General features: G+C 44.5%; 21 protein-coding genes. 13 read left to right on the top strand and 8 right to left on the bottom strand.

Going from position 1 to position 22,829, the window contains the following annotated elements; all coding sequences use genetic code 11:
* Positions 1 to 183: 183 nt before the first annotated feature.
* From F551_RS0113595 to F551_RS0113565, 7 genes are all read left to right on the top strand, one after another.
* Positions 184 to 894 carry a hypothetical protein gene (locus F551_RS0113595; RefSeq protein WP_018998067.1) on the top strand — a complete coding sequence of 237 codons (711 nt, stop codon included), beginning with the start codon at positions 184 to 186 and terminating at the stop codon, positions 892 to 894.
* Between the two features lie 128 nt (positions 895 to 1,022).
* Positions 1,023 to 1,865: a carbonic anhydrase gene (locus F551_RS0113590; protein ID WP_018998066.1), complete on the top strand. Its 843-nt coding sequence runs from the start codon at positions 1,023 to 1,025 to the stop codon at positions 1,863 to 1,865.
* A 167-nt stretch (positions 1,866 to 2,032) separates the two neighbouring features.
* The gene (locus tag F551_RS0113585; protein ID WP_233355257.1) at positions 2,033 to 3,193 is read left to right on the top strand and encodes a S1 family peptidase; all 1,161 of its coding nucleotides are present in this window, start codon (positions 2,033 to 2,035) and stop codon (positions 3,191 to 3,193) included.
* 95 nt (positions 3,194 to 3,288) lie between these two features.
* Complete coding sequence (locus F551_RS0113580) at positions 3,289 to 4,143, top strand: mechanosensitive ion channel family protein (RefSeq protein ID WP_081621196.1); 855 nt, start codon at positions 3,289 to 3,291, stop codon at positions 4,141 to 4,143.
* Positions 4,144 to 4,167: 24 nt separating this feature from the next.
* Positions 4,168 to 4,644 carry a hypothetical protein gene (locus F551_RS0113575; protein ID WP_018998063.1) on the top strand — a complete coding sequence of 159 codons (477 nt, stop codon included), beginning with the start codon at positions 4,168 to 4,170 and terminating at the stop codon, positions 4,642 to 4,644.
* 113 nt (positions 4,645 to 4,757) lie between these two features.
* The gene (locus F551_RS0113570; protein ID WP_018998062.1) at positions 4,758 to 5,684 is read left to right on the top strand and encodes a response regulator; all 927 of its coding nucleotides are present in this window, start codon (positions 4,758 to 4,760) and stop codon (positions 5,682 to 5,684) included.
* Positions 5,685 to 5,701: 17 nt separating this feature from the next.
* Positions 5,702 to 6,637 carry a response regulator gene (locus tag F551_RS0113565; protein ID WP_018998061.1) on the top strand — a complete coding sequence of 312 codons (936 nt, stop codon included), beginning with the start codon at positions 5,702 to 5,704 and terminating at the stop codon, positions 6,635 to 6,637.
* 1 nt (position 6,638) lies between these two features.
* Here F551_RS0113565 and F551_RS0113560 read toward each other — a convergent pair whose 3' ends face one another.
* Positions 6,639 to 7,307 (bottom strand): DUF6498-containing protein, encoded by a 669-nt coding sequence (locus F551_RS0113560; protein WP_018998060.1) that lies wholly within the window; start codon positions 7,305 to 7,307, stop codon positions 6,639 to 6,641.
* Between the two features lie 125 nt (positions 7,308 to 7,432).
* Positions 7,433 to 9,010 carry an alkaline phosphatase gene (locus F551_RS0113555; protein WP_018998059.1) on the bottom strand — a complete coding sequence of 526 codons (1,578 nt, stop codon included), beginning with the start codon at positions 9,008 to 9,010 and terminating at the stop codon, positions 7,433 to 7,435.
* A gap of 230 nt (positions 9,011 to 9,240) precedes the next feature.
* On the opposite strand from F551_RS0113555, the gene F551_RS16750 reads away from it, so the two are divergent.
* Together F551_RS16750 and F551_RS0113545 are read left to right on the top strand one after the other, a co-directional pair.
* Positions 9,241 to 11,181, top strand: a complete 1,941-nt coding sequence (locus F551_RS16750; protein WP_018998058.1) for a PhoX family protein — start codon at positions 9,241 to 9,243, stop codon at positions 11,179 to 11,181.
* 127 nt (positions 11,182 to 11,308) lie between these two features.
* Positions 11,309 to 12,139 carry a M48 family metallopeptidase gene (locus F551_RS0113545; RefSeq protein WP_018998057.1) on the top strand — a complete coding sequence of 277 codons (831 nt, stop codon included), beginning with the start codon at positions 11,309 to 11,311 and terminating at the stop codon, positions 12,137 to 12,139.
* Positions 12,140 to 12,203: 64 nt separating this feature from the next.
* On the opposite strand, the gene F551_RS0113540 is transcribed toward F551_RS0113545, so the two are convergent.
* Both F551_RS0113540 and recQ read right to left on the bottom strand, forming a co-directional pair.
* Positions 12,204 to 13,016, bottom strand: a complete 813-nt coding sequence (locus tag F551_RS0113540; protein ID WP_018998056.1) for an alpha/beta fold hydrolase — start codon at positions 13,014 to 13,016, stop codon at positions 12,204 to 12,206.
* Positions 13,017 to 13,162: 146 nt separating this feature from the next.
* On the bottom strand, positions 13,163 to 15,052 hold the full coding sequence (recQ, locus tag F551_RS0113535) for a DNA helicase RecQ (RefSeq protein WP_018998055.1): 1,890 nt from the start codon (positions 15,050 to 15,052) through the stop codon (positions 13,163 to 13,165).
* A gap of 384 nt (positions 15,053 to 15,436) precedes the next feature.
* On the opposite strand from recQ, the gene F551_RS0113530 reads away from it, so the two are divergent.
* Positions 15,437 to 15,772 (top strand): UrcA family protein, encoded by a 336-nt coding sequence (locus tag F551_RS0113530; protein WP_018998054.1) that lies wholly within the window; start codon positions 15,437 to 15,439, stop codon positions 15,770 to 15,772.
* Positions 15,773 to 15,882: 110 nt separating this feature from the next.
* On the opposite strand, the gene F551_RS0113525 is transcribed toward F551_RS0113530, so the two are convergent.
* Complete coding sequence (locus F551_RS0113525) at positions 15,883 to 16,788, bottom strand: histone deacetylase family protein (RefSeq protein WP_018998053.1); 906 nt, start codon at positions 16,786 to 16,788, stop codon at positions 15,883 to 15,885.
* A 105-nt stretch (positions 16,789 to 16,893) separates the two neighbouring features.
* On the bottom strand, positions 16,894 to 17,511 hold the full coding sequence (locus F551_RS0113520) for an MlaC/ttg2D family ABC transporter substrate-binding protein (protein ID WP_018998052.1): 618 nt from the start codon (positions 17,509 to 17,511) through the stop codon (positions 16,894 to 16,896).
* 268 nt (positions 17,512 to 17,779) lie between these two features.
* On the opposite strand from F551_RS0113520, the gene F551_RS0113510 reads away from it, so the two are divergent.
* Positions 17,780 to 19,120, top strand: coding sequence for an MATE family efflux transporter (locus F551_RS0113510; RefSeq protein ID WP_018998050.1), 1,341 nt, complete (start codon positions 17,780 to 17,782; stop codon positions 19,118 to 19,120).
* An 11-nt stretch (positions 19,121 to 19,131) separates the two neighbouring features.
* Complete coding sequence (locus F551_RS0113505; RefSeq protein ID WP_018998049.1) at positions 19,132 to 19,530, top strand: DUF4112 domain-containing protein; 399 nt, start codon at positions 19,132 to 19,134, stop codon at positions 19,528 to 19,530.
* 3 nt (positions 19,531 to 19,533) lie between these two features.
* Here F551_RS0113505 and F551_RS0113500 read toward each other — a convergent pair whose 3' ends face one another.
* Both F551_RS0113500 and F551_RS0113495 read right to left on the bottom strand, forming a co-directional pair.
* Positions 19,534 to 20,622 (bottom strand): quinone-dependent dihydroorotate dehydrogenase, encoded by a 1,089-nt coding sequence (locus F551_RS0113500; protein ID WP_018998048.1) that lies wholly within the window; start codon positions 20,620 to 20,622, stop codon positions 19,534 to 19,536.
* Positions 20,619 to 20,987, bottom strand: coding sequence for a DUF952 domain-containing protein (locus F551_RS0113495; protein WP_155826048.1), 369 nt, complete (start codon positions 20,985 to 20,987; stop codon positions 20,619 to 20,621). Before F551_RS0113495 ends, F551_RS0113500 begins: the two co-directional genes overlap by 4 nt.
* Before the next feature lie 285 nt (positions 20,988 to 21,272).
* On the opposite strand from F551_RS0113495, the gene F551_RS0113490 reads away from it, so the two are divergent.
* Positions 21,273 to 22,739, top strand: coding sequence for a tetratricopeptide repeat-containing sulfotransferase family protein (locus F551_RS0113490; RefSeq protein WP_018998046.1), 1,467 nt, complete (start codon positions 21,273 to 21,275; stop codon positions 22,737 to 22,739).
* The last annotated feature ends 90 nt before the right edge of the window (positions 22,740 to 22,829 follow it).

Here is a 22,829-nt window from a genome sequence, read left to right as displayed (position 1 = left end):
AGGAAACTAGTTCACTTATTAATGCGTGCTTTATCGCTTTAAAGAGTTTATTTCACAAGAAGCCTCAATTCCCGCCTTATTTTTGTCTGAATTTGGAAGATATTTATCGATAAACGAAAAAAACAATCTCTCCGCTTATATTACCGTGCGGTCTAATAATATTATACAATTTCGAGGTCTTTTATGTCAGCCAAACGCGCAAATCTCATATTGCTTTCCGCTGTTTCAGCCGCATGTCTAATTCCCACAACAGCGCTTGCTGACCCTTCATGGCCCGAATTGTTTCGGGAAGCAGCTATTCCCAATGAAACGTCTCAATTAACTTCGATGAGTTATGATGTTCAGGCAACTCAGGCAGATGGAGAGGAACAACATGTTCTCAAATACAAAATTGATATCCCTGCCGAAGCAAAGCCGTCAGTTACAGTCAATGAATACCCAGCAGGAATTGACGAGTCAGACAAAAAAGAACTGCTAGAAGATCTACAAGCCGACATTGATGGAGATATCTGGTGCGATGACCACAAGGATAATGTCGGTGGACCTGTCACCTTAGTTTCAGAAAACGACAAAGAAGCGATTTATACATTCCCGGCAAATCCGGAATCTGCTGAAGATAAAGTGGAACGTAAAATGCTCGAACGCAGCGTTGTCACAATTACAGTTGATAAAGCTAGAAAAGAAGTTTCGAAATTTCAGTATGATCTTCAGAAACCTTTTAAGCCAGCTGTAATCGCCAAGATCAACGAATTCACAATGGAAGGTAGTTGTACTTCGCATGAATTTGGTCGCCCTGTCCTATCTGATGTAACTGTCAGAGTTGCAGGAAAAGCTATGGGGCAATCCTTCAATCAAAGTACCGTTCAATCCTTCACAAGCATCCAGATTAACTAGCCTGATTTGAAGGAAGCTGCGGGCTGTAAACGATTCAGCAAACAAATAGTTGGACATTATCCTTAACTGAAAGACAGAGCTGTTTAACCAACGCTCTATCCTTTCGATAAACCTTGAGGATAATGTCCATGCGCATTCGTCTATTAGCTTCTGCAATTTTTGCCGCTTCAGTGCTGGGACTGTCCGCGCATGCACTTGCTCCACCTAAAAACAATTCAGGGCACAAAGAAGCATACGATAAAAAAGAGCATCACGACAAAGATCGAAATTCGGACCAGTACAACAAAAAACACAAAAGCACGCACTGGGCTTACTCTGGCCCAAGAGGCCCGCAATATTGGGGCGATAAAGATCCAGCAAATGCAGCGTGCAAAGTAGGCTCTCAACAATCGCCTATTGATTTTAATAGAACCACACCAGCTTTTGCTTCAGCACCTCAAATCGACTGGAAACCAATCACCAATGGTGATGTTGTCAATAATGGCCACACTCTTCAGTTAAACGTCGAGAAGGCTGGAGGCATGGTTCTGGACGGAAAGCCATATAAGCTTGTCCAATTCCATTTCCACACACCGTCAGAACACACAATTCACGGTCGACATTTCCCGATGGAAGCACATTTTGTGCACAAAGCTGCAGACGGCACATTGGCAGTTGTCGGTGTTATGTTTGCTGAAGGCTCTAACAATGAACACCTAGACCCAATCTGGTGGTCAGCCCCCTCACAACCCGGTAGCGCCTCTGTCGCTTTTAATCTTGATATGAAGAAGTTATTGCCTACAAACCGTGCATCTTACAGATACCAAGGATCTTTAACGACACCTCCTTGTACCGAGATTGTGGACTGGACTGTTTTGCAAACTCCTATGAGCGTATCAAAAACTCAAATTGCGGCATTCCGAGCGCTATTTGGCGACAATGCACGGCCGACACAACCGCTATACCGCCGCTATGTTTTAGAAACTCCATAAACTCACTGACAGATCATTTTCATTAAAAGGTGTATGAATTTTCATGCGCCTTTTTTGTGCGAATTGCTCAACCAATTCTCCTAACCGCTGAATCTTGTTGGGCTTCTCACAAAAATTGGCTAGAAAGCACGCTAGGATTTTATGTTTCTCGCTCTAGAGGCGGCGGCATGGCAATAATTGAATTCCAAATTGTCAGCTGTCGATTAATGCACATGACTATCAGAAATATTCTGTTTGCCGGATTGGCAAGTTTATCATTGGTCGGCTGCGACGCCCTTCTGATGCCTGAAGGAACACCTCCGCCGCCGCCCGATCAGCCTCCACCTCCTCCTTTAGACGATGACTATGAGGAAATTTCTGAAACTGATGAGAACGCTCTTCCGCCAGCAGGAACAGACTTAGAAAATTCGATTGTTTACACAGACCTTGCCGCAATCAATGCAACAGCATGTGCAGCCGTAAGCACTGACACGCAAACAATTGCACAAATTGCAAATGCTCAGGAGCCGTCTACTCCAATTAATTCAGCTCTTTCCAGCAGTGTTGTTCAGCCCTCTGTTGTTGGGTCTGTAGGTGGAGCACTTGCGCTATCAGTCTTGCGAGCAGATTTCCCAGGAATAGCAAAGCTAGAGCCGCGCAAAGCTATTTCAGATACATCTTTCTCAAGTGGTCACTGTGGTGCAACCCGTATTTCAAACAACTGGTTTGTTACAGCTGCACACTGTTTAGATGAAAATTATGATGTGACTGTTTTGAAAGTTGGTCACGAAAAACTTGATGGTCCTGTTGTTCGTGAGGTTGAAGCTGAATGGTCTGCTTGCCACGCAGCGTATGCAGGACAAGAAGGTGGATTGGCAAATGATATTGCCCTCGTAAAAGTTTCTGAGGAAACAGCCTCTAGTTTAACGGATATACCAGTAGCCACGGTGTTGGCTGCGGATGATACTATGAGCCCTACAACAACGCGTTTTGCGAAAATGGCCGGATGGGGCATGACTTCGCCCGGAGGTAATCTATCAACGACATTGCTGGGCACAAACGTTGAAGTAAAATCAATTGGCCCAGCACTCATCAAGGTTGGCTCCATCAACGGAGCTGGTCCATGTGTTGGCGATTCAGGTGGCCCTCTTTTTGTTGAAGGCTCCCAAGGACAACCCGTTTTATGGGGGGTACTCTCAGGTGTTGAAAAATCATCCGATCAAGCATGCTCTGGTGATTATGTTGCGCGCTACACAAACCTGCAAGGCTATTCCAGCTGGATCAATAATGTGATTGCGGCATGTGCTTCTTCTCCGACATTGTGCTCAAAACAAACAGACGTTTTCTAAGTGTGTTAATCGCGTAAATCACAACCAAAATTACCGCGCAAACACTCTTGGTTTCTGCTAGTGTGTCGCCAACGATTCTAATTAGTGGTGAATTCATGTTAGCGGACCTGTTAAACAAAATATCGAATATTGATTTTCAAGAGATTTGGACTTCCTACCAAGACCCGATTTTAGCCTTTGGTTTTAAAGTTCTTGGTGCTCTCGTCGTATTGATCATAGGACTAAGTGTTTCTGGCTGGCTATCAAAACTCGTTCGCAAATGGGTCAATAAAAGTGCCAATATAGACGACACCCTAGGTAATTTCTTTGCCTCTCTTGTAAGATGGGGAATTACTGCAGCAGTGTTCATTGCTGCCCTACAGGTCTTTGGCGTCCAAGCAACCTCTCTTGTTGCCATTTTAGGTGCTCTTACATTAGCAATCGGCCTGTCTCTGCAAGGCGCGCTAGGAAACATCGCATCCGGTGTGATGATTATGATTTTTCGCCCATATAAATTGGGAGATTACATCACAACAGCAAGCGTGTCTGGAACCGTGAAAGACATCAATCTCTTCCAAACTGTTCTTGCCACACCCGACAATGTAAAAATTATGGTCCCCAATGCCCAAGCAATTGACGGTGCTATCACAAACTATTCTGGTTATACTGAACGCCGCGTGGATGTGACGTTCGGGATTGATTACTCTGATGATATGGATAAAGCCATTGCGCTTATTAATGCAGTCATCGAAGCTGATCAGCGCATTTTGTCTGAACCAGCTGAGCCATTCGTAAAAGTAGTTAACCTTGGAGATAGCTCAGTCGACATTGCTTCACGAAGTTGGGTGATGGCTGACGACTATTGGGATGTGAAATTTGACATCACCAAAAAGGTAAAAGAAGCTTTCGACGCGAATGGTATTTCAATTCCATACCCTCACACGACTATCGAACAGAAAGTCACCAAATAGGATTTCAGCAATCGGAGTGTTTAAATGAAAATTTCTGCATTTCGTTTGCCTAAGATCAGCGTTAATTGGGAGGATGAGCCACCACCTCCCAATAATGAAGCTGCGCTAGCGTCTTCTGATACTCAAATGAGTGACAATGCTGACGTGGCCAGCCCCGTTGCGAAAAAGAAACGTGGCCTAACTAGCATTATTCTTGGGCTGGACCGCCCTCCTAAACCGCCCAGATCCGTTTGGGCGCGCTTGTTCGGTTTGAAAATTGGTCAATTCCTAAATTTGTTTATCTGGTCAGCACTCATTGGTGTTGTCATGCATCTCACCAATTTCAATCCATTAAACCCGCAATTTAATGCAACCGAAACAGCAGGCAATGTTTGGCAACAAGGGATATCGGCGATCGTTTGGGCTTTTCAAGCAAGTTGGAAGCCTGCACTAACTGGCGCTACAGTGATACTTCCTATTTGGTTTTGTTGGCGCGTTATCACCCTACCATTCCGTCGATAAAACTTAATCAATCCTTAATCGCAAAGGATAGATTTTAATCTCAAACATCAATTCCTCTAAACCTTAATCGGCTAGCTTCGTGTTTTAAGGAAGTTGGGATTTTGAGGTAGACTATGTACGGCGATAGCATTCATATTGAAGATGTACGCAAAAAACGTCGATATGATCCCCGTAATATAAGAGCAACCATCGCATGTTCCAACAGATTTAACCGTAATCTGATGTTAGAGATAATGCGTACTCTCGGTGCACTGCAAGTGGATGGCGCTAAGTGCAACAACACTCTGTTTCGTACAATTGAAGATCAACGGTCCACAGTCTTGGTGATTGATTGGAACGATGAAGACGAAATGAATGTTGTAGATGCTGTAAAGCGCGTACGCAGATATCATGATGACAATATTCGTCGTATCCCCATTATTGCAACTTCATCTCAGCTTACTAAGGAAATGGTGCTTGAGGGTAGAAATGCTGGGATTGATGAATTTTTACGTCGCCCCTGCTCACCTACGGACGTCGAAAAACGTCTAAAAATGGTGATAGAAACGCCACGACCTTTCGTGGATTCCAAAGTATATATTGGCCCATGTCGTCGTCGCAAAAACCCTGCTGACTATCATGGCCCGCGCCGCAGAGACCGCGATCAATCGAACATAAAAGATATCAGCGATGCGGAAAAACAACTAATAGATAAGAAGGCCCCGCTTTCTGTTGCGCTTTCTGGCCTCAGAATGGCGTGTGAATTGCTGAGTTCGGATCCTAAAGGTGCCCCCAAGCGAATTAGGGCTGCACTCAACAAAGCCAAGCAAATTGCAGTACAAGAAAATGATCAAGCCTTTGTCAAAACTTTGAACTCATTCGAAGCGTTCATGGAAATAGTCATCCACTCTCCGAGCGCTCAAAAGAATGCAAGCTTCATCATCACAACAGGAATAACAACACTCGAACAATTGCTCGTGCTGCCTCGAGAATTTGGAAGCGCTAGAGAAACCGTTTCAAATGCGTTTGCTGATGCAATCCAGAGACGTATGGCTGCATGATAAGAGGATGATACGATTTGACTGAAAAATCTTCTCCTCCTCAAAAACGCTCTTTGTCTATAGCGGATACAAGAGCGTTAAAGGTATTGGTTGTAGACCCTAACTCCTATATGCGCGGTATCGTTGCCGATGCCTTGAGACGATTGAATGTCGGCGAACTGAGCTCTACTTCATCAACAGATGAAGCCAATGATATTTGCCTGAGTTTTCGTCCCAATATCGTCATAACAGATTGGGAAGCAGGCAGAGTGTCTGGTTTAGAATTCACGCGTTCGATTCGGCGGAGCGAAAAAAACATCCCCCGAGATATCCCCGTTATCCTATTGGCTTCTTCAGTCGCAAGAGATCAGTTAATTGCCGCAAGACAAGCTGGGATAAATGAATTCTTGTTAAAACCTGTATCCGTGCGCGCATTAAAATCGCGTATTGAAGAAGTCGTTCTTCGTCCAAGAAAGTTCATTGATAGTCGTCACTACATCGGTCCTTGTCGTCGGCGAAAAACTGATTCAGACTTCGGTGGACCATGGAGACGCTTGACCGATGAACCGCCAATCGGTGCGATAGAAGAAGCGTCATCAGACCAGGTAGATAAACTGCGTGCCATCGTAGCGCAACTCTCTGGATATGCTCTACGAGATGCCACAGACACCAAAGGCATTGTGCGCGGACTTTACAAATTACTGTCTTCGCAATCCAAAGAAATCGATCTATTTGGTGATAAAACAGTCTCTGAAGTTTGGCGTTCAGCGCAGCGCTATATCGAAGGCGTAGGGATGACCCCCTATTACGATGCAAAAGTTATTCTCAGGCATTTTGAAGCCATTGCAGTTGTTATGGATATTCCAAAATCAAATGTAGCTCACAGACAATCTTTGGTGAAAGACCTCAACCGATTGGTCACCAAGAAAATACACTCCGTGGAAGCAGATGTGCGTGGCGTGGCTGGCGCTTAAATTAATTAAATTGTTCAACGTTCTTGCGTGACCTTCTGTTACGCAGAAAGCTGTTCACTACAATTCCAATTACGACACGAAACAAAATAAGCGCCAATACACCCATCATAGGCTCACCATATTTTGCCATTGCAAATGCACCGGCAAAAACACCTAGATGTAGCACGATGATCCTACCATATGGAGCAAACATTTCCTTTTGAGCATCTGCTTCCAAATACTCTTCACGTCTAACAAATTCAAATACATTTATGTAGAACTGCCACACTATGATGGCACCCAAAATGACCGGCAACCCCACAAAACTGTGACTGGACATCGTTGCTTCAATTCCTGCATTCGTGAGCCCTTCGGAGGAAGGACTTCCTAACATAGAAACAAGAGCTATGCCGTGAGCAAGACAAAAACCTCCATAGTGAACTGTAAAAAACGTCCCTGTAAAAACAGCTCTCAAGGTTGATGTAACCTGCCCTTTTCCTAAGCCTGACATCAAAATTCGAACTAATGTAACGACACCCAGGATTAAATTTTCAATCCAATAAAGAAACACAAGCTCAAAAGCGCCCCAACCAAACGAGAGCACTGCAAACAATGGCAGAAAGTCAACAATCATCCCGCTCAAAATAATTGGATCACGCACTGCACGCTGCCAATATGCAAGTTCAAACATTGCTTTCTCCCAGTGTCAGAGACTTTGTTCGAGCTTAATGCATTTAAAACTGGACACAATCATCAACTGGATTTGAGTTAAACACCTCGAGCAGCTTTATTGTTTTCGTATAAATATTGATCTTGCTATTGAATTAAACCAAGGCTCTGACCAGCAACGTGAAAGATTTCATTCTGCTCCATGACGCCTGAGACAAGATTTGCACCCGGACCACTTGCCATTAGCGCAACATCTTCACCGCCATGCGTCTCGGACGCCATCGGTATAGCAGCTTGCTGCTGGAAATCTTTGTCCAAAGTATCACGTTTTGTCAGATCAGAACGAGCACAAATGCCTTCAGCATCTCCCTCACCTTCACCGCAAATTGCTCCTGGACCATTTATGTATCCAAGTGTTGTGTACGGCTTTCCATCGGCGGCTTTATTGGGTGTGAAACCCATGGAGGATAGCCCGAGTATCGGGTTATTCCGCGCGGAATATCCTGCGATCGTCATTGTGTGAGCATGGTCAGCTGTCACCATGATGAGCGTCTCATCTGCAGATGTCATCTCCAATGCTTTAGCGACGGCCCTGTCCAGCGCTACTGCATCTCCAAGTGCGCGTGCAGCATTCCCACCATGATGAGCATGATCAACGCGACCGCCTTCTACCATCAACACAAAACCGTCTTCATCCTGACTTAGGCGCGTAATTGCAGCCTCAGTCATCTCTGCAAGGCTTGGTTCACCAGCTTCATCATCCGCTCGATCAAGCTCATATTGCATGTGAGATGGTTCAAACAACCCTAGAACTCTGCGATCAGACGTGAAATCAACTGCTTCAAAACCAGCTTGATCAAATACAAATTCATGATTTGAAGATTTTGCTGTCCACTCTTCAATCAAATTACGATCATCTGTTCGGCGTCCAGCTTTATCAGCATATTCAGGATCTTGCTTAGTCACGGGCAACAAATGACGACGACCACCACCAAGCACAATTTCAAAACCATCCCCATGATCCCACTCAATTAGCTGGCGAGCGATATCTGCACAGTCACTACCATCATCATCTATTTCAGTATCATCTTCCCAATTACGCGAAGCAGATTCGGCATAAGTTGATGCTGGAGTAGCGTGCGTAATCCTTGCTGTGGATATCACACCAGTCGCTAGGCCTTGTGCTTCAGCCAGCTCCCAAAGCGAATTTGTTCCATTGCCTTCAATAGATGCACAATTGCTATAAATTGCTTCTTGAGAAATTCCCAGAGTACGCGCAGGAACCTTAATTCCTGTTGTCATAGCGGTAGCTGTTGCAGCTGAATCAGGGATTTGAGCATCGTGAGAGTAAGTTTTTGAAAGCGCAGACCATGGCAACGTATCCATTGCGAGCTTATAACTTTCACCATCAACGCCAGCTTGTTGGCCCGCATAAATACGTGCAGCAGTAATCGTTGAAATACTCATACCATCGCCTACGAATAGTATAAAATTCTTTGCCTGTTTTGTTTCTCGTAGGCTCTGTTTATCCGAAATCGCTTCTGCGGCTGAGAGATAATATGAATCATTCGCTTGAGCAGGTTTTATTGCGTCACGAGTATACTGAACAACAACATTTTCTACAGCTGAGTCGGTTTCAAACATAGGCTGAAAGTGTGCACACCCCGCCGTTCCCAACAATGCTGTTGCACCTACCAATGCTCTAAAAAGGACTGAATTCAACATCACACACTCTCCAACAACCGAATACCTTTACATCGGTCCCACATCTATCGGAGATTTACGTCAGTTTCATCGCAATAAACACAAAAATTATATCACTTTATTCGCTTTTATTGAAATAAAGCAAACACCTGACGTTATACTGTAACACTTCATTGCTAAAACTGCTAAAACAAGCAAACAACCCAGTAGCTTGTAGTGATTCAACCCTATTCCAATCTGAGGCAGTTACAATGATTGATGATTCAGAAAACACCACATCCAACCCGAGAGTATCCAACGGTGTTGCAACCATATCTGACATTGTGAATGCGAGACTCAGCCGTAGAGGATTTTTAAGTGGCTTAACAACGCTAACCGCTCTTTCAGCAGCGGCATGTGCGTCTACTGAGGGATCTCAATCGGTAACAGATATTTCTAAAGCAGAGAATTTAAACGCTCCCCTATTCACATTTGAAGAAATTTCACGCGGGTCAGATAGTACGCACCATCTTCCAAGCGGTTACACCGGTGACATTCTTTTGAAGTGGGGAGATGCTCTATTCCCCGACAGCCCTGAATTTGATCCTCACAATCAGTCTGAACAAGCACAGCTAAAACAGTTTGGCTATAATAATGATTATCTGGGTTACATACCGATCAAACCCGAGCAAAATGAATCTAATCGCGGTCTATTGTGTGTAAATCACGAGTACACCTCCACAAACCTTATGCTTCCTAACGTAGCTGGGAATTATCCCGACAGCATGACAAAAGAACTATGTGAGATAGAATTAGCTGGACATGGTGGAAGTGTTGTTGAAATTTCCGAACAAGACGGACAATGGCATGTAGACCGCAATTCGAAATTTAATCGACGCATTACTGCGCATAAAACTCCGATGGAAATCACAGGTCCAGCAGCTGGTTCAGCCCGCCTTAAAACGAACGAAGACCCAAAAGGTCGCCTCGTTGCGGGTACTATGAATAATTGCGCGGGAGGCATCACACCATGGGGCACTTGGTTGATGTCCGAAGAAAATTTCAATGGTAATTTCCTTGGGCAACTCCCAGAAGAGCATTCCGAATCTCAAAATCACAAACGCTATGGTGTACCTGGAGGATGGTATCAGTGGGGAAAATTCATCGACAGATATGATGTCTCCAAAGAACCAAATGAACCAAACCGCTTTGGATGGATTGTAGAAGTAAACCCATTTGACCCAACTTCCAAGCCTAAAAAACGTACCGCACTTGGCCGCTTCAAACACGAAGGTGCTGAAAACATAATCGCGCCGAATGGCCGCGTCGTTGTATATATGGGTGATGATCAACGCTTTGATTATGTGTACAAATTTGTATCCGATAAAGCGTATGACGCCAGCAATAAGGCTGCAAATTTCAACTTGCTCGATTCTGGGGTGTTGTATGTTGCTCGTTTTGATGAAGATGGCTCTGTTGAGTGGATGCCACTAATTTATGGCACTGGTCCCCTAACAGAAGAAAACGGTTTTGCCTCTCAGGCTGATGTCCTGATTGAAACGCGCCGCGCCGCCGATTTATTGGAAGCAACACCAATGGATCGTCCCGAGGATGTAGAACCAGACCCAAATAGTGGTAAAGTTTTCGTCATGCTTACGAACAACCACAAGCGTGTAGATAGCCAAGTAAATGCCGCAAACCCTCGCGCTGACAACCAATTTGGGCACATCATAGAAATTACAGAACCCGACGGTGATTTTACCTCGACGAAATCAAAATGGGAAATTCTGATCAAGTGTGGTGATCCATCAAGCCCTGCACACGGAAGTACTTGGAATCCATTAACGAGCCCTGATGGATGGTTTGGGAGCCCTGATAATTGCGCAATAGATCCTTCTGGTCGATTATGGGTCTCCACTGATGGCAACAATAAAACTGGCGCAGCGGACGGGCTATGGGCTGTGGAGACACAAGGTCCACGCCGGGGAACAAGTAGAGCTTTCTTCCGCACTCCGGTTGGCGCTGAAATGTGTGGCCCCCAATTTACACCAGATAGAAAAACACTGTTTTTAGCTGTTCAACATCCAGGTGATGAAGATGATGCAACTTTTGAAAATCCAGCGACGAGATGGCCAGATTTTGAAGCATCCACTCCTCCTCGACCAAGTGTCATTGCTATACGCAACAATACTGGGAAACCGATAGGTTCATAGTCGTTTTTAGGGCAGCAACACTTCAGTTTTTGTTAGTCTCTGCAATTTTTAGCAGGGCGTAGTCTGGCTTTATCAATTAGTTAACTATAAAATGCAGCACGAAGGTTAAACCTCTGGAGGGGAAGTTATGGAAAAAACAAACAATCGCCCAACCGTTACAATGTCTCGTCGTGACCTAATCAACGGCTTGGCATCAGGTTCCGTTGTTGCATTTTCAGGTGCTGCTGCATCAGGGTGTGCAACCAATGAAGCGCTTGGTCGTAGTCAATTGCTTCTCGTTTCAGATGGACAATTAGCTCAATTAGCTGCTCAATCTTGGACAAGTGCACTTCAACAAAACAAGCAAACAACTGATTCATCCCTACGTCGCCGCGTAGAAAGAGTCGGTGACAAAATTGTTCAGTCGGCAGACAGACGTTTTCCAGGTCAAAACCTAACTCAAAACAATTGGGAATTTGCTGTATTTGACGACCCAACTGTAAACGCTTGGGTTATGCCCGGCGGTAAGGTTGGCTTCTACACTGGACTGCTCGACATCATGGACAATGATGATCAAGTTGCAACAGTCATGGGCCACGAAGCTGGTCACGTCGTAGGGAAACACTCAGCAGAGCGTTATTCTCAACAAATGGCCGCTCAAGGTGGATTGGCTCTTGCCAATGTAGCACTTGAAGCTGGCGACGTTGAAAACAGTGCTTTAATCGCAGGTATTCTAGGTGCTGGTGTCACTTTTGGCCTTATATTGCCATATTCTCGCAAGCACGAATACGAAGCTGACCGCCTAGGGGCTGACTTCATGGTTGGTGCAGATTATCAAGCAAATGAGGCTGTACGTTTCTGGGAAACAATGACGAAAAGTTCTGGCCAAAAGCCAATGGAATTTATGTCAACACACCCATCTGATACAAACCGCATCAGCGCTATGCAATCTTACATCTCCCAGCAAGGGTATGCATAGATAAGCATTGAACGGTGCTCACTTCAGTTGGTTAAGCGATTGAAGTGAGCACCGTTTTATTAGGTTAGGCAGAGACTCGTCTTCGCACTGATGTCTTGCCCAAAAACTTTTCAACATTTTCAAACACCGAGATTTCATCTTCCCGATGAGGAAAATGTCCTCTTCCTTTGAGCACAACCTTTTCCGCTCTACGCCCTACTTTCTTGCAAATTTCTTCTGGAAAAGCTTCAGAACTATATTCATCCTTGCTTCCGTAAATTGCTAAAACCGGGCAGGATACATGTTTTAAAGCATTGAAAATATTCCAATCTTTAAAAAACGGTGACAACCAAATATCTGTTCGAGCTGATAAAACCCATTCCGCTTTTTCCCCATGATATTTTCTCAACCGATCAAGTTGATCGCGATCCTCAAAAACCGTTTGCGCAGCACGAATGCCCTCCAAAGTTTTTGATTCAACAAATACCGGTGCAGCTTCTAAAAACAAAGTTCGACATTGTTTAGGATGACGCGCAGCAATTTCAGCAGCTATCGCGCCTCCCATACTGTGTCCAAATAGAATGAAATTTTGAATGTTCAATGCATTTTTTAAAACCGGAAATGTTGATTCAGCTTCATTTGTCACAAAATTGATGGAAGGCAGATCTTTCAATTCACTCGAACGACCATACCCCACTCGGTCATACGCAATGATTTTTCGGTTTAACCGCTTGCATAGATTGGCCGGAAAATCTCGCCATTGCTCTACTGACCCCAATGAATCATGCAACAAAACAATTGGCACCTCGCATACTTTTTCAGCGGGTTCCCATATTTTCACAAATATCTTCCGTCCAATCATATCGATATTCTTTGTATCGATTTTGATTTGGGTCATGGCTAATACCCTTTCACCTAACTTGTCACATGCGAATTGCTCCGCATTGCAGCCTATTAGATGTAAGACTTAAGGAGTAAAGCAAAATAACACAACAATGTTTCTCTAATTAGATATTTTTTGAACTAACGTTCCAAAACATCCAATTATGTAGATAGTGCTTCTTCGACAATACGTGACACATCATCGACGTAGCGCTCTGCTTTTTTCTGCCCTACTCCGGCGACACGCAGCAGATCATATTTGCTAATCGGTTTCGCTTCTGCGATTCCACGAAGAGTTTTATCGTTGAAAATCACATAAGGTGGTACGCCCGTTTCCGCCGCTAGTTCACGTCGCCAATCACGTAAATCTTCAAACAAATCTATATCCTCGCGGCTCAAGCCATCTCGAATATTAGTACTGCTAGTTCTTGTTTTCTCACGTCTGCGGATTTTTGTTGGGTCTTCCCGCATGGAAATAGAAACATCTCCGCTGAACAAATCACGCGTCATTTCTTTATCTGGAGCATATAAAGTTGGACGATTATCATTGTCGTCTTCGGCCAAATACCCGTCAAATAGCAATTGATCGATAACCGAACGCCAACCAACAGGGCCAAGTTCAGACCCCACACCAAATGTCGTTAGTTTGGATAAGTCTTCATCAATTTGGTCTTTTGCATCGCCGCGCAAATGGGAAATAACCCGCCCTCGTCCGAAGCGCTGCCCCATTCTTAAAACAGCGGAAACCGCCATCTGGGCCCAAACAATTGCATCATATCCTTCTGTACGCGGATTTAGACAATTATCGCATTCACCACAGTTTTCTACATCTTGTTCAGCAAAATACCGACGTACGCCCGCGCGACGGCAGGCCATGCCATCAAGAAAACCAAACAATTGCCTCGTCTTACGAATCTGTACCTGTCGTACATCTTCCTTGGCATCGGATTGTTCAGCCCATCTCACCAATCGCCGCATGTCTGATGGAGAATAGAGGCAATACCCTTCTGCGATTTCTCCGTCACGGCCCGCGCGGCCCACCTCTTGCCAATAAGCTTCAATAGACTTTGGAGGATCTGCATGCACCACAAACCGAACATCCGGTTTATCTACGCCCATGCCGAAAGCTACCGTAGCACACATCACCAAGCCATCATCTAGCAAAAAGCGACGTTGACGCTCTTCTCTTATATTAGCCTCTAATCCTGCATGATATGCCAATGCCGGAATGCCGGCTTTCTCAAGTGCCTGAGCCAGTCTCTCTGTTCCGTCTCTAGAGCTTGTATAGACGATACCCGATTTTCCTGCCTGTGCCCTCACAAGCTGAATAACTCGGTCTGTCCCTTTTCCATCTTTACGCTCGGCATGCAGAATAAGATTTGTGCGATCAAAACTGTCGACAAGCTCTACAGCCTTTTCCAGCTGTAATTGTTCTCTTATATCAGTTCGCGTACGAGGGTCAGCAGTGGCAGTGACGGCTATGCGAGGAACATTTGGAAACAATTCCTTTAATTCACCTAAAGCGCGATAATCCGGCCGAAAATCATGCCCCCACTGACTCACACAGTGCGCTTCATCCACAGCAATTAAAGACAAATTCAACGTTTGCAAACGAGCACGAAGCCCATTGCTCATCAATCCCTCGGGAGAGACATATAATAAATCCACTTGTCCATTTACGGCTCTATCCAAAGCAACCATGCGATCTTCATAGTCTAATGATGAATCTAGACGCTCAGCCCTTACACCTGCGGTACGTAATGCATCTACCTGATCTGCCATAAGCGCGATCAAAGGCGATACGACCAATCCAACCCCCTCTCGGACAAGGGCAGGTATTTGATAGCAAAGAGACTTCCCACCTCCTGTTGGCAAGATTGCAATCACATCTTCTCCAACCAATGCGTGGGAAATCACGTCAGCCTGCAACCCTCGAAAAGCATCATACCCATAAACTTGCTCGAGCACGCGCAGAGCCTCCCCCATAACTTCTGTTTGGGAAGACATTTCTTCTGAAAGTGGAGATTGCACCAAGGCCGACTCAGTAGACATGCAAAGAGTTTACAGCGTGCATGCACCCAAAGCGACACACTATCCGCATAAACATCACAATTTTCTATTTTACAACAAAAACAAATATGCTACACATGTAACAACACGGCGGTATTGGTAGTACATCTGTGATATTGGAAAGGAAAATTAAAAATCTTTGGTGCTGAAATTTTGAAAAAAGCCATAATTTCCAAGCTTCTAATCCAAATCGGTCATCATTGCCACAATATTTCCTTATTGTTTTACTTGCAATGTTTATCGAAAAACAGTAAATATTAATCGTCTTTCGAGATGACCCCCGAGAAAGACACCGTGTATAGCGGAGTAGCATGCCCAAGCTACTCCGCACCTCAAAAAAAGAACAATAACGTAAAGGAACAGCCCATGAAAAACCCAACTTCAAACATGATCCCCGCTGGTTTAATTGCAGCTTCAATCGCAGTTGCGGGCCTGATGGCTCCGGTAGCCGCTGCTCAAGATGTCGTGACTTTTGATGTCTCATACTCAGATTCTGAGCTCGCGACTAAGGCCGGAAATCAAGCCGTACTTGAACGCATTGAGAAAAAAGCAAAACGCGCTTGTGGCAGTGCTCACCAACGTTTGACTTTGCAAAACCAAATTGCTCAGAACAAATGTGTATCCATAGCTGTAGAAAACGCTGTGAAGTCTATATCTGCACCTGAGCTAGTTGCTCAATACAAGCAGAATGCTGCTGGCTAAAACAGCAGAATAATTTGCCTGACGCCCCGCTCATCCCCCCTTACGCGGTCAGGCAGGTAAAAAAGGCCGAAGCTCCCACAGCTTCGGCCTTTGCTTGTTTAGAATGGTGTTCACACGCAAACGTCCCTCAGTGCTCGAAACATGCCGACATGTCTGTGAACAACCTCGAATGGATCTTTACTATATCCTCCGCCAAGTACTCCAACTAAAGGATAGTCATGACCAAAACATCTTTCAGCAACGATACGATCTCGTTCTTGAAGCCCTTCATCTGACAAATTGAGCAACCCCAACCGATCTTCTTCGTGGGGATCCACACCTGCATTATAAAACACAATATCAGGTTCAATCTTTGAAAAAACGCGATCAAGCGCTGATCTAAGGTTTTCGATATACTCCAGATCCCCCACGCCACGCGGAAGACCAATATCCAAACTAGATGCTGGCTTTTCACGCGGCCAATTATCTTCACAATGCATAGAAAATGTGAATACGCGTTTCTCATCAGCAAAAATGCGCGCAGTGCCGTCACCGTGATGCACATCCAAATCGATGATCAAAATACGCTGCACTAAATTTTCTCTAAGCAAATTGCTTGCAGCCACTGCAACATCATTGAACACGCAAAATCCCGCACCAAAATCATATGAAGCATGATGAGACCCACCAGCAGTATTGGCAGCAACTCCATGTTTGAGCGCTAACTTTGCGGCCATCAACGTGCCTGCTGATGACGCTCGCGCACGATTTGCGACATCAATTGTCCATTCAAAACCCAACTTTCGTTGAGCTTGTCTATCCAAACCACCTGTGAGAACCGCATCTACATAATCTGCACAGTGAGCAGCGACTAATTGCTCTCTACTTGCAAGTTCCGGTTCATAGAAACTATTAGGATATGCGATTCCTGCTTTCATCAATTCGACCGGCAGCAACGTATATTTACGCATTGGAAAGCGATGCGTGTCCGCCACTGTAGCTGCATCATATAAAGGGTGGTGAACAATTTTTAGCATGTCTATCGCTACCCCCTTTCCACTGGATATGACAATCCTCACAATAAAAAAGGCTCCTGAGAAAACAATCTCTGGAGCCTCTTATTGATTTAGATTCCTGTAAAATTACTTCGCATTAAGTGTTTGAATCAATGCAGTGATATCACCACCCGATTTGTCCAAAGTCGCTGAAAATTGTGCTCTTTGTTCGATAGCAAACCAAAACCCCAATGCTTCAACATCAACTACGTTCCATTGGTTTTCTCGTTTGAGCAATCTCCAATTCACTTTCTGGATATTTCCATTTTCTGTGCGAATTTCGGTTTTCACGACTGTATCCGTGGGTTTTAATTCCACTGTATCGACAATACTTAAATTAGCGCCAGCAAAGGCAGACAGATGTGTTTGAAATTGCTTGGATGCATAATTTTCAAATGCAACAGTGAAACGTTCAATCTCAGCTGCTGATAATGCTCTTCCATGACGCCCAAGTGTAAAACGCGCAACTCGTTCAATGTCCAAAAAACCTAAAAGCGCTTGAGCCTCAGAATCACTCAAATTGCCGTCATTTAAAAATTCGATCGCAGAGTTTCCAGCCAAGCTTACAACACTTTTTGCATCATGCTTGGAGATATCTTTTTGAGAAGTTGTAGCGAGCCCCGTTTTTATCAATTGAGATGGAGCCTCTGCCCATGCGGTTGAAGCTGACAATAGTAGTAAAGTCGATAAAACAAGTTTTTTCATTTTATTTATCCTCGACGCTTTTATTTATGGGAAACGCGTCGTCCTGTTCCTGTTCAATATATTGAGCAGATAAGCACGCATGTGACATGAACAAGACCTATTGCTTCACGGATTGGTCAGCCGTCATTCAACAAAATGTGAGAATTTTTCTTGAGGCATTGGACTTGAAAAACAAACGTCTAATACACCCAACTTGATCATTGCTATTTTTGTATAAAAGCCACAAAGCATAGATAGCTCACATTCTACACTTTCGGCATTTTTTCTCATGCAAACGATTCTTCCCCTCACACGAAAAGGTGTCTTATCTCAAGCATGGCCAGTTCTTCTCTCACAAGCTTCTATTCCACTGGTCGGACTTGTTGATACCATCATAATCGGACGCACAGGCCAAACACTCGAACTTGCTGGCGTCGCATTAGGTGTAACTGTGATGAGCTTCATTTTCTGGAGTTTTGGCTTCTTGCGCATGGGAGTTACTGGCCTAACTGCCCGAGCCGTAGGTGAAGAAGATCCAAAAGAAACACAGTCAATTCTTCTTCGTTCAGTGGTCGCTGGCACAGCAATCGGTGCTTTGCTATTCGCGTTACAATTATTCTTAATCCCCACCGCACTCAAATTCATGCAGGCAAGTCAAGATATTGAAGGAATTTCATCACAATACATGGCTGCAAGAATGTGGGGAGCTCCTGCAATCCTTGCCTGTTATGCGATCAATGGTTGGCTGCTGGGGCAAGGTAAAACTGCTTGCGCTCTTATTCTTCAGATAATCACGAATTCAATGAATATCGGATTGGATATCTACTTTGTGCAAGAATTGGGAATGGGAGCTAAAGGCGTTGGCTTAGGAACCGCAATCGCCGAATGGACGTCTCTCCTAACCGGCATAATTATTTGCAGTATTTTGATTGTTTTAAAAGGCGGCCCGGCTTCAGGTCTCCTCCACAAAAACAATCTGTTTGCATTAGATCGGCTCAAACACATGTTTGCAGTCAATGCAAACATCATGATCCGAACAATTGCCCTATTGGGACTGATGACCTGGTTTGCCAATTCAGGTGCGCGCCAAGGCGGTGTTGCGTTAGCCGCAAATCATGTACTCTTACAGATCATAACCGTATCAGCGTTTATCCTTGATGCTTTTGCCGTCACTGCAGAGGCTCGCGTAGGTGCAGCGATAGGTGCCAAGTCAAGAATTAATTTCTGGCGAGCCGTCAGACTTACAACAGAGTTTGCTGTTGTGAGCGCAATTGTAACTTCAATTCTTATCGCACTTTTAGGTCCAATTTTCGTTGATTATGCTGTTGCGGATAACGCCGTAGCAGAACTAGCAAAACAATTCATTCCTATTGTCGCCCTCGCACCGATATTGGGTGTCGCGAGTTGGCAATTAGATGGGATTTTCATTGGGGCAACAAACTCTTCAGCGATGAGAAACAGCACAATCATTGCACTGATTGGGTATATTGCCCTTGATGTTTTATTGCGACCATTGGGGAATTGGGGCGTATGGATAGCCTTTATTGCTTCATATGTTCTAAGAGCTGTAACGCTTGGAGTTTATTTCCCCTCTGTAGCAAAGCAAATTGAAACAAATGATATTTCTTAGCGAGGCGATGAATGCACGACACACAGCAATCAGACAGTGAACAAAAAGAATCCAACCATGTGTCTGATGTAGAAGCGCTCGCACGCCTCCTAGATTCAAGGTTCAATATTCCCGGTTTCAACATGAAATTTGGAATAGATAGCCTGATTGGACTTATACCGGTTGTTGGAGATATTTTTACAGCCTTGCTCGGCCTTTATATAATCGGCCGTGCTATTTTACTGGGTGGATCGGCTACGCTAATCGTGCGGATGTTCATCAATCTAATTATTGATGCTGTGCTCGGTGCTTTTCCATTTCTTGGCGATGTCTTTGATCTCGCTTTCAGATCAAATTCCATGAACATTAATATGTTGATCAAGCATTTGGAGAAAAAAGGAAAACTCACGGATGCAAAGCATAATGCTTAGAACCTATAAATCCGCTCCTACAGCATCACTTATTTGAGAAAACCCATCAGCTTTCAATAAATTGCCTACCCCTTCCAAGATAGCAGGAATAAGTGGAGCTCCACCATATACAAGCGAAGAATACAATTGGAAGCAGTGAGCACCCGCCCTGATTTTCTTATAAGCGGATTGGGCATCATGAACTCCGCCAACTCCGATTATGTCTAATCTTCCATCCACTCTGCGGGCAACCTTACCTAGCACGATAGTAGATTTTTCAAATAATGGCTTTCCGGATAGTCCACCGGCTTGTGATGCATGCTGGCTCTTCAATGTTTCAGGGCGGTCTATTGTCGTATTTGAAACGATTATTCCGGTGAGGCCTCTAGCCTCGAGAACTGCATCGACGATATCAGCAATCGCTTCATCATCTATATCCGGCGCAATCTTAAGAAACACGGGACGCTCAATTTGAGTGGCGTCCTGTTGCTCACCTATCGCACGTGAAGCTGAGGCTAATAACTCTTGAAGATCGGATTTATTTTGAAGCCCTCTCAGACCAGGTGTATTGGGCGAAGAAATGTTCAACGTGACATAAGAGCAGTGCTCCCACACGGATTTAATTCCATCTACATAATCTTCGACACGTTTAGCACCTACAGAGGTTTTGTTGGCACCAACATTGGCCCCCACAATACCGGCTCCTTTTACTCCATTCTTCAACCTACGGACAAAGGGTTCCAACCCCTCATTATTAAAGCCCATCCGATTGATAACCGCCTGATCTTCTTTCAAACGAAACAGGCGAGGTTTTGGGTTTCCAGGTTGAGACTTAGGTGTAACCGTACCGCATTCCACAAACCCACACCCCATATTTAAACTAGGGATGAACGCTTCAGCATTCTTGTCAAAACCGGCAGCAATACCTAATGGGTTGGGCAGCTCTAACCCCGAGATGGGGAGATTTGTTCGAAGCAATGCAGCCAATTCTTCATCCAGAATTTTCGCTTTACTAGCCAATCCAATCTTCAGCGCTTTTATCGTTGCGGTGTGCGCAGCCTCTGGAGAGAGTTGCTTGATGAGCGCTAGTCCAATGTCGTCGAAGATCGTCATGTGCTTAGATCATACTCCAAAGCTTCCTGCGGCGCTAAGGGTGCGCCTGATGGACCTAACTCCATCTGCCATGACTTCTTTGCTTGAGCCGCTCTCACTTCGCCGTAAACATGAGGAAACAATTCTCCACCTCGAGAAACTTCCCATTTCAATGTCTCCGAAAAATCGTCTGTATCGAACGCGATCAAAACTGCACCTTCGACGCCCTGAAACCATTTATCGAGCGTTTCCTGCACTTGAGCGGCCGTTGAAAAATGCACATATCCATCTGCAATATCGACAGGAGCTTGAATCAACGCTCCCTCTTTTGCAGCTTCCCAAGATGAATTTTCCAAAATTTTAAAAATAAGTCGATTTTTCATCATTTCGTATTGAAGGAAAATCGAAACTGAATCCAGATTAAACTTGCAATTTTTCAAATAAGAAAATTGATTTCCATCCTATAAATTAATACTGAAGACATAAATCTGAAAAATTCTCCAATTAGGACATTCTACAATTGCACTTTAGCGATTAGAACATGATGAACAGCGGTATGATTACCTTCATATTGTACATGAGGGATAGTTTTTTACGGCTATAGTATAGTTTAAGTTGAGTCATTCCTGCCCGTATTGATGTGCGTGGCACCAAGAAAATGTAGAGAAATCATGGAAACCGAGACTGTATTGCCAGGCAAATTGAAAGAAATTCAAGAAGCTCTTGAAAACAACAACCGCAATAAAGCTGCTCGCTTACTAACTGAGCAAGCTAAAGAACTACCTGAGGAAACAGTACACCGTCTTGGTCTTGCGCAATTAGCCGCAACAATCGGTGAAACTGCGACTACACGCTTTTATGCAACTCATGCAGTAGCGGGTGATTCAAGTTCAAACACAGCTCTTAAGGCAGCAACTCTTCTTGCGGATGTTGGCGATTATCCAAACGCCATAAAAATGGCAACTCGCGTTGTGAAAACAGCCAAAGATTTTGCACCGGGTTGGAATGTTCTTGGGACACTGCAGGCGCAACAAGGTAATTTTGCAGAAGCAGAGGAAAGCTTAAAAAAAGCGATCTTCATTCAGCCTAAATCAGCAATACATTGGTTAGAGTTGGCCACTATACACACCTTCACACCTGATGATCCACTTGTGAGAGACATCCTAAAACTGCAAAATTCCATGGCAGCAACGTCTCCAATGAATCAGGGAGCCTATTTATACGCCTTATCCAAAGTGTTTTTTGATCTGGGCGAAACAGATCAAGCCTGGCAGGCCACAAACACTGCAGCGACAATAATGAACCAAGTTTCGCCGTATGAAAAAGATAGAAACAATGAGAATGTCGCTGGCATTATCGGCGCTATTCAACAAAATACTTTTGGTCAATTGAAGCAAAGCCCTGATGCTTCAAATCGAGCTATATTCATTTTTGGAAATCTACGTTCGGGTGGATGCCTTGTTCAAAGAATGCTTGTTGGTCACCCTGAAGTAACCGCAGGTGATTCTACTGGTCTGTTCTCTTTGGCTGCCGCTTCCTTGAATGGCATTTCTTCGCAAGACTTACTGGAAATTCAAACAAAGTACGAAAATCCATGGCGTGATATGGCTGCAGCCTATTATCACATGGCAAAGTCCAGATTTGGAGCTGAAGGCCGCATCGTTGACCGAACTATGTCTCAAGGACGTTTAGCTCCTATTATTCATCAAGCAATGCCTAAGGCACCTTTGATCTGGGTTCGTAGAAACATTGAAGACACAGCTTTATCTCAATTCAAGACATGTTTCCCAAGCGGCGGACGTTGGTCATTTGATCAAAAGAACCTCGGCGAACACCTAGCTTTGGAAGAGAAGTTGTATGAAGCCATTGCACCAGCATTGGGCAACGCACTCCTCACCGTCAATTATGAAGACATGGTTGCTAACCCAGAAGCAGAACGGGCTCGCATATTCGCCCATTGTGGCCTTGCAGCCTCACCTGAAGTGGTGGCTCCACATGAAGTTCAGGACAACCCTGTGATTTCTTCAAGCGTCGCAGCTTTACAAAAGCCAATCCATGCCAATGCAATTGGAAATGGCGCTCGTTTTTCTCAACAAATGGAAGTGTTCAGGCAAGCCTACACTGCGGCAAAAGCCTAACTACAAATTTCGATCGTTGATCACCTACAGCTCAAGGGTTAAAACGATTCAGTTCATTAAAGACCCGCCTGTTCTTGGAATCTGGCGGGT

Source organism: Hirschia maritima DSM 19733, from assembly GCF_000378345.1.
GTDB classification, from domain to species: domain Bacteria; phylum Pseudomonadota; class Alphaproteobacteria; order Caulobacterales; family Hyphomonadaceae; genus Hirschia; species Hirschia maritima.
The sequence above is the reverse complement of the archived record's forward strand: the minus strand, read 5'-3'. Positions and strand labels throughout refer to the sequence as shown.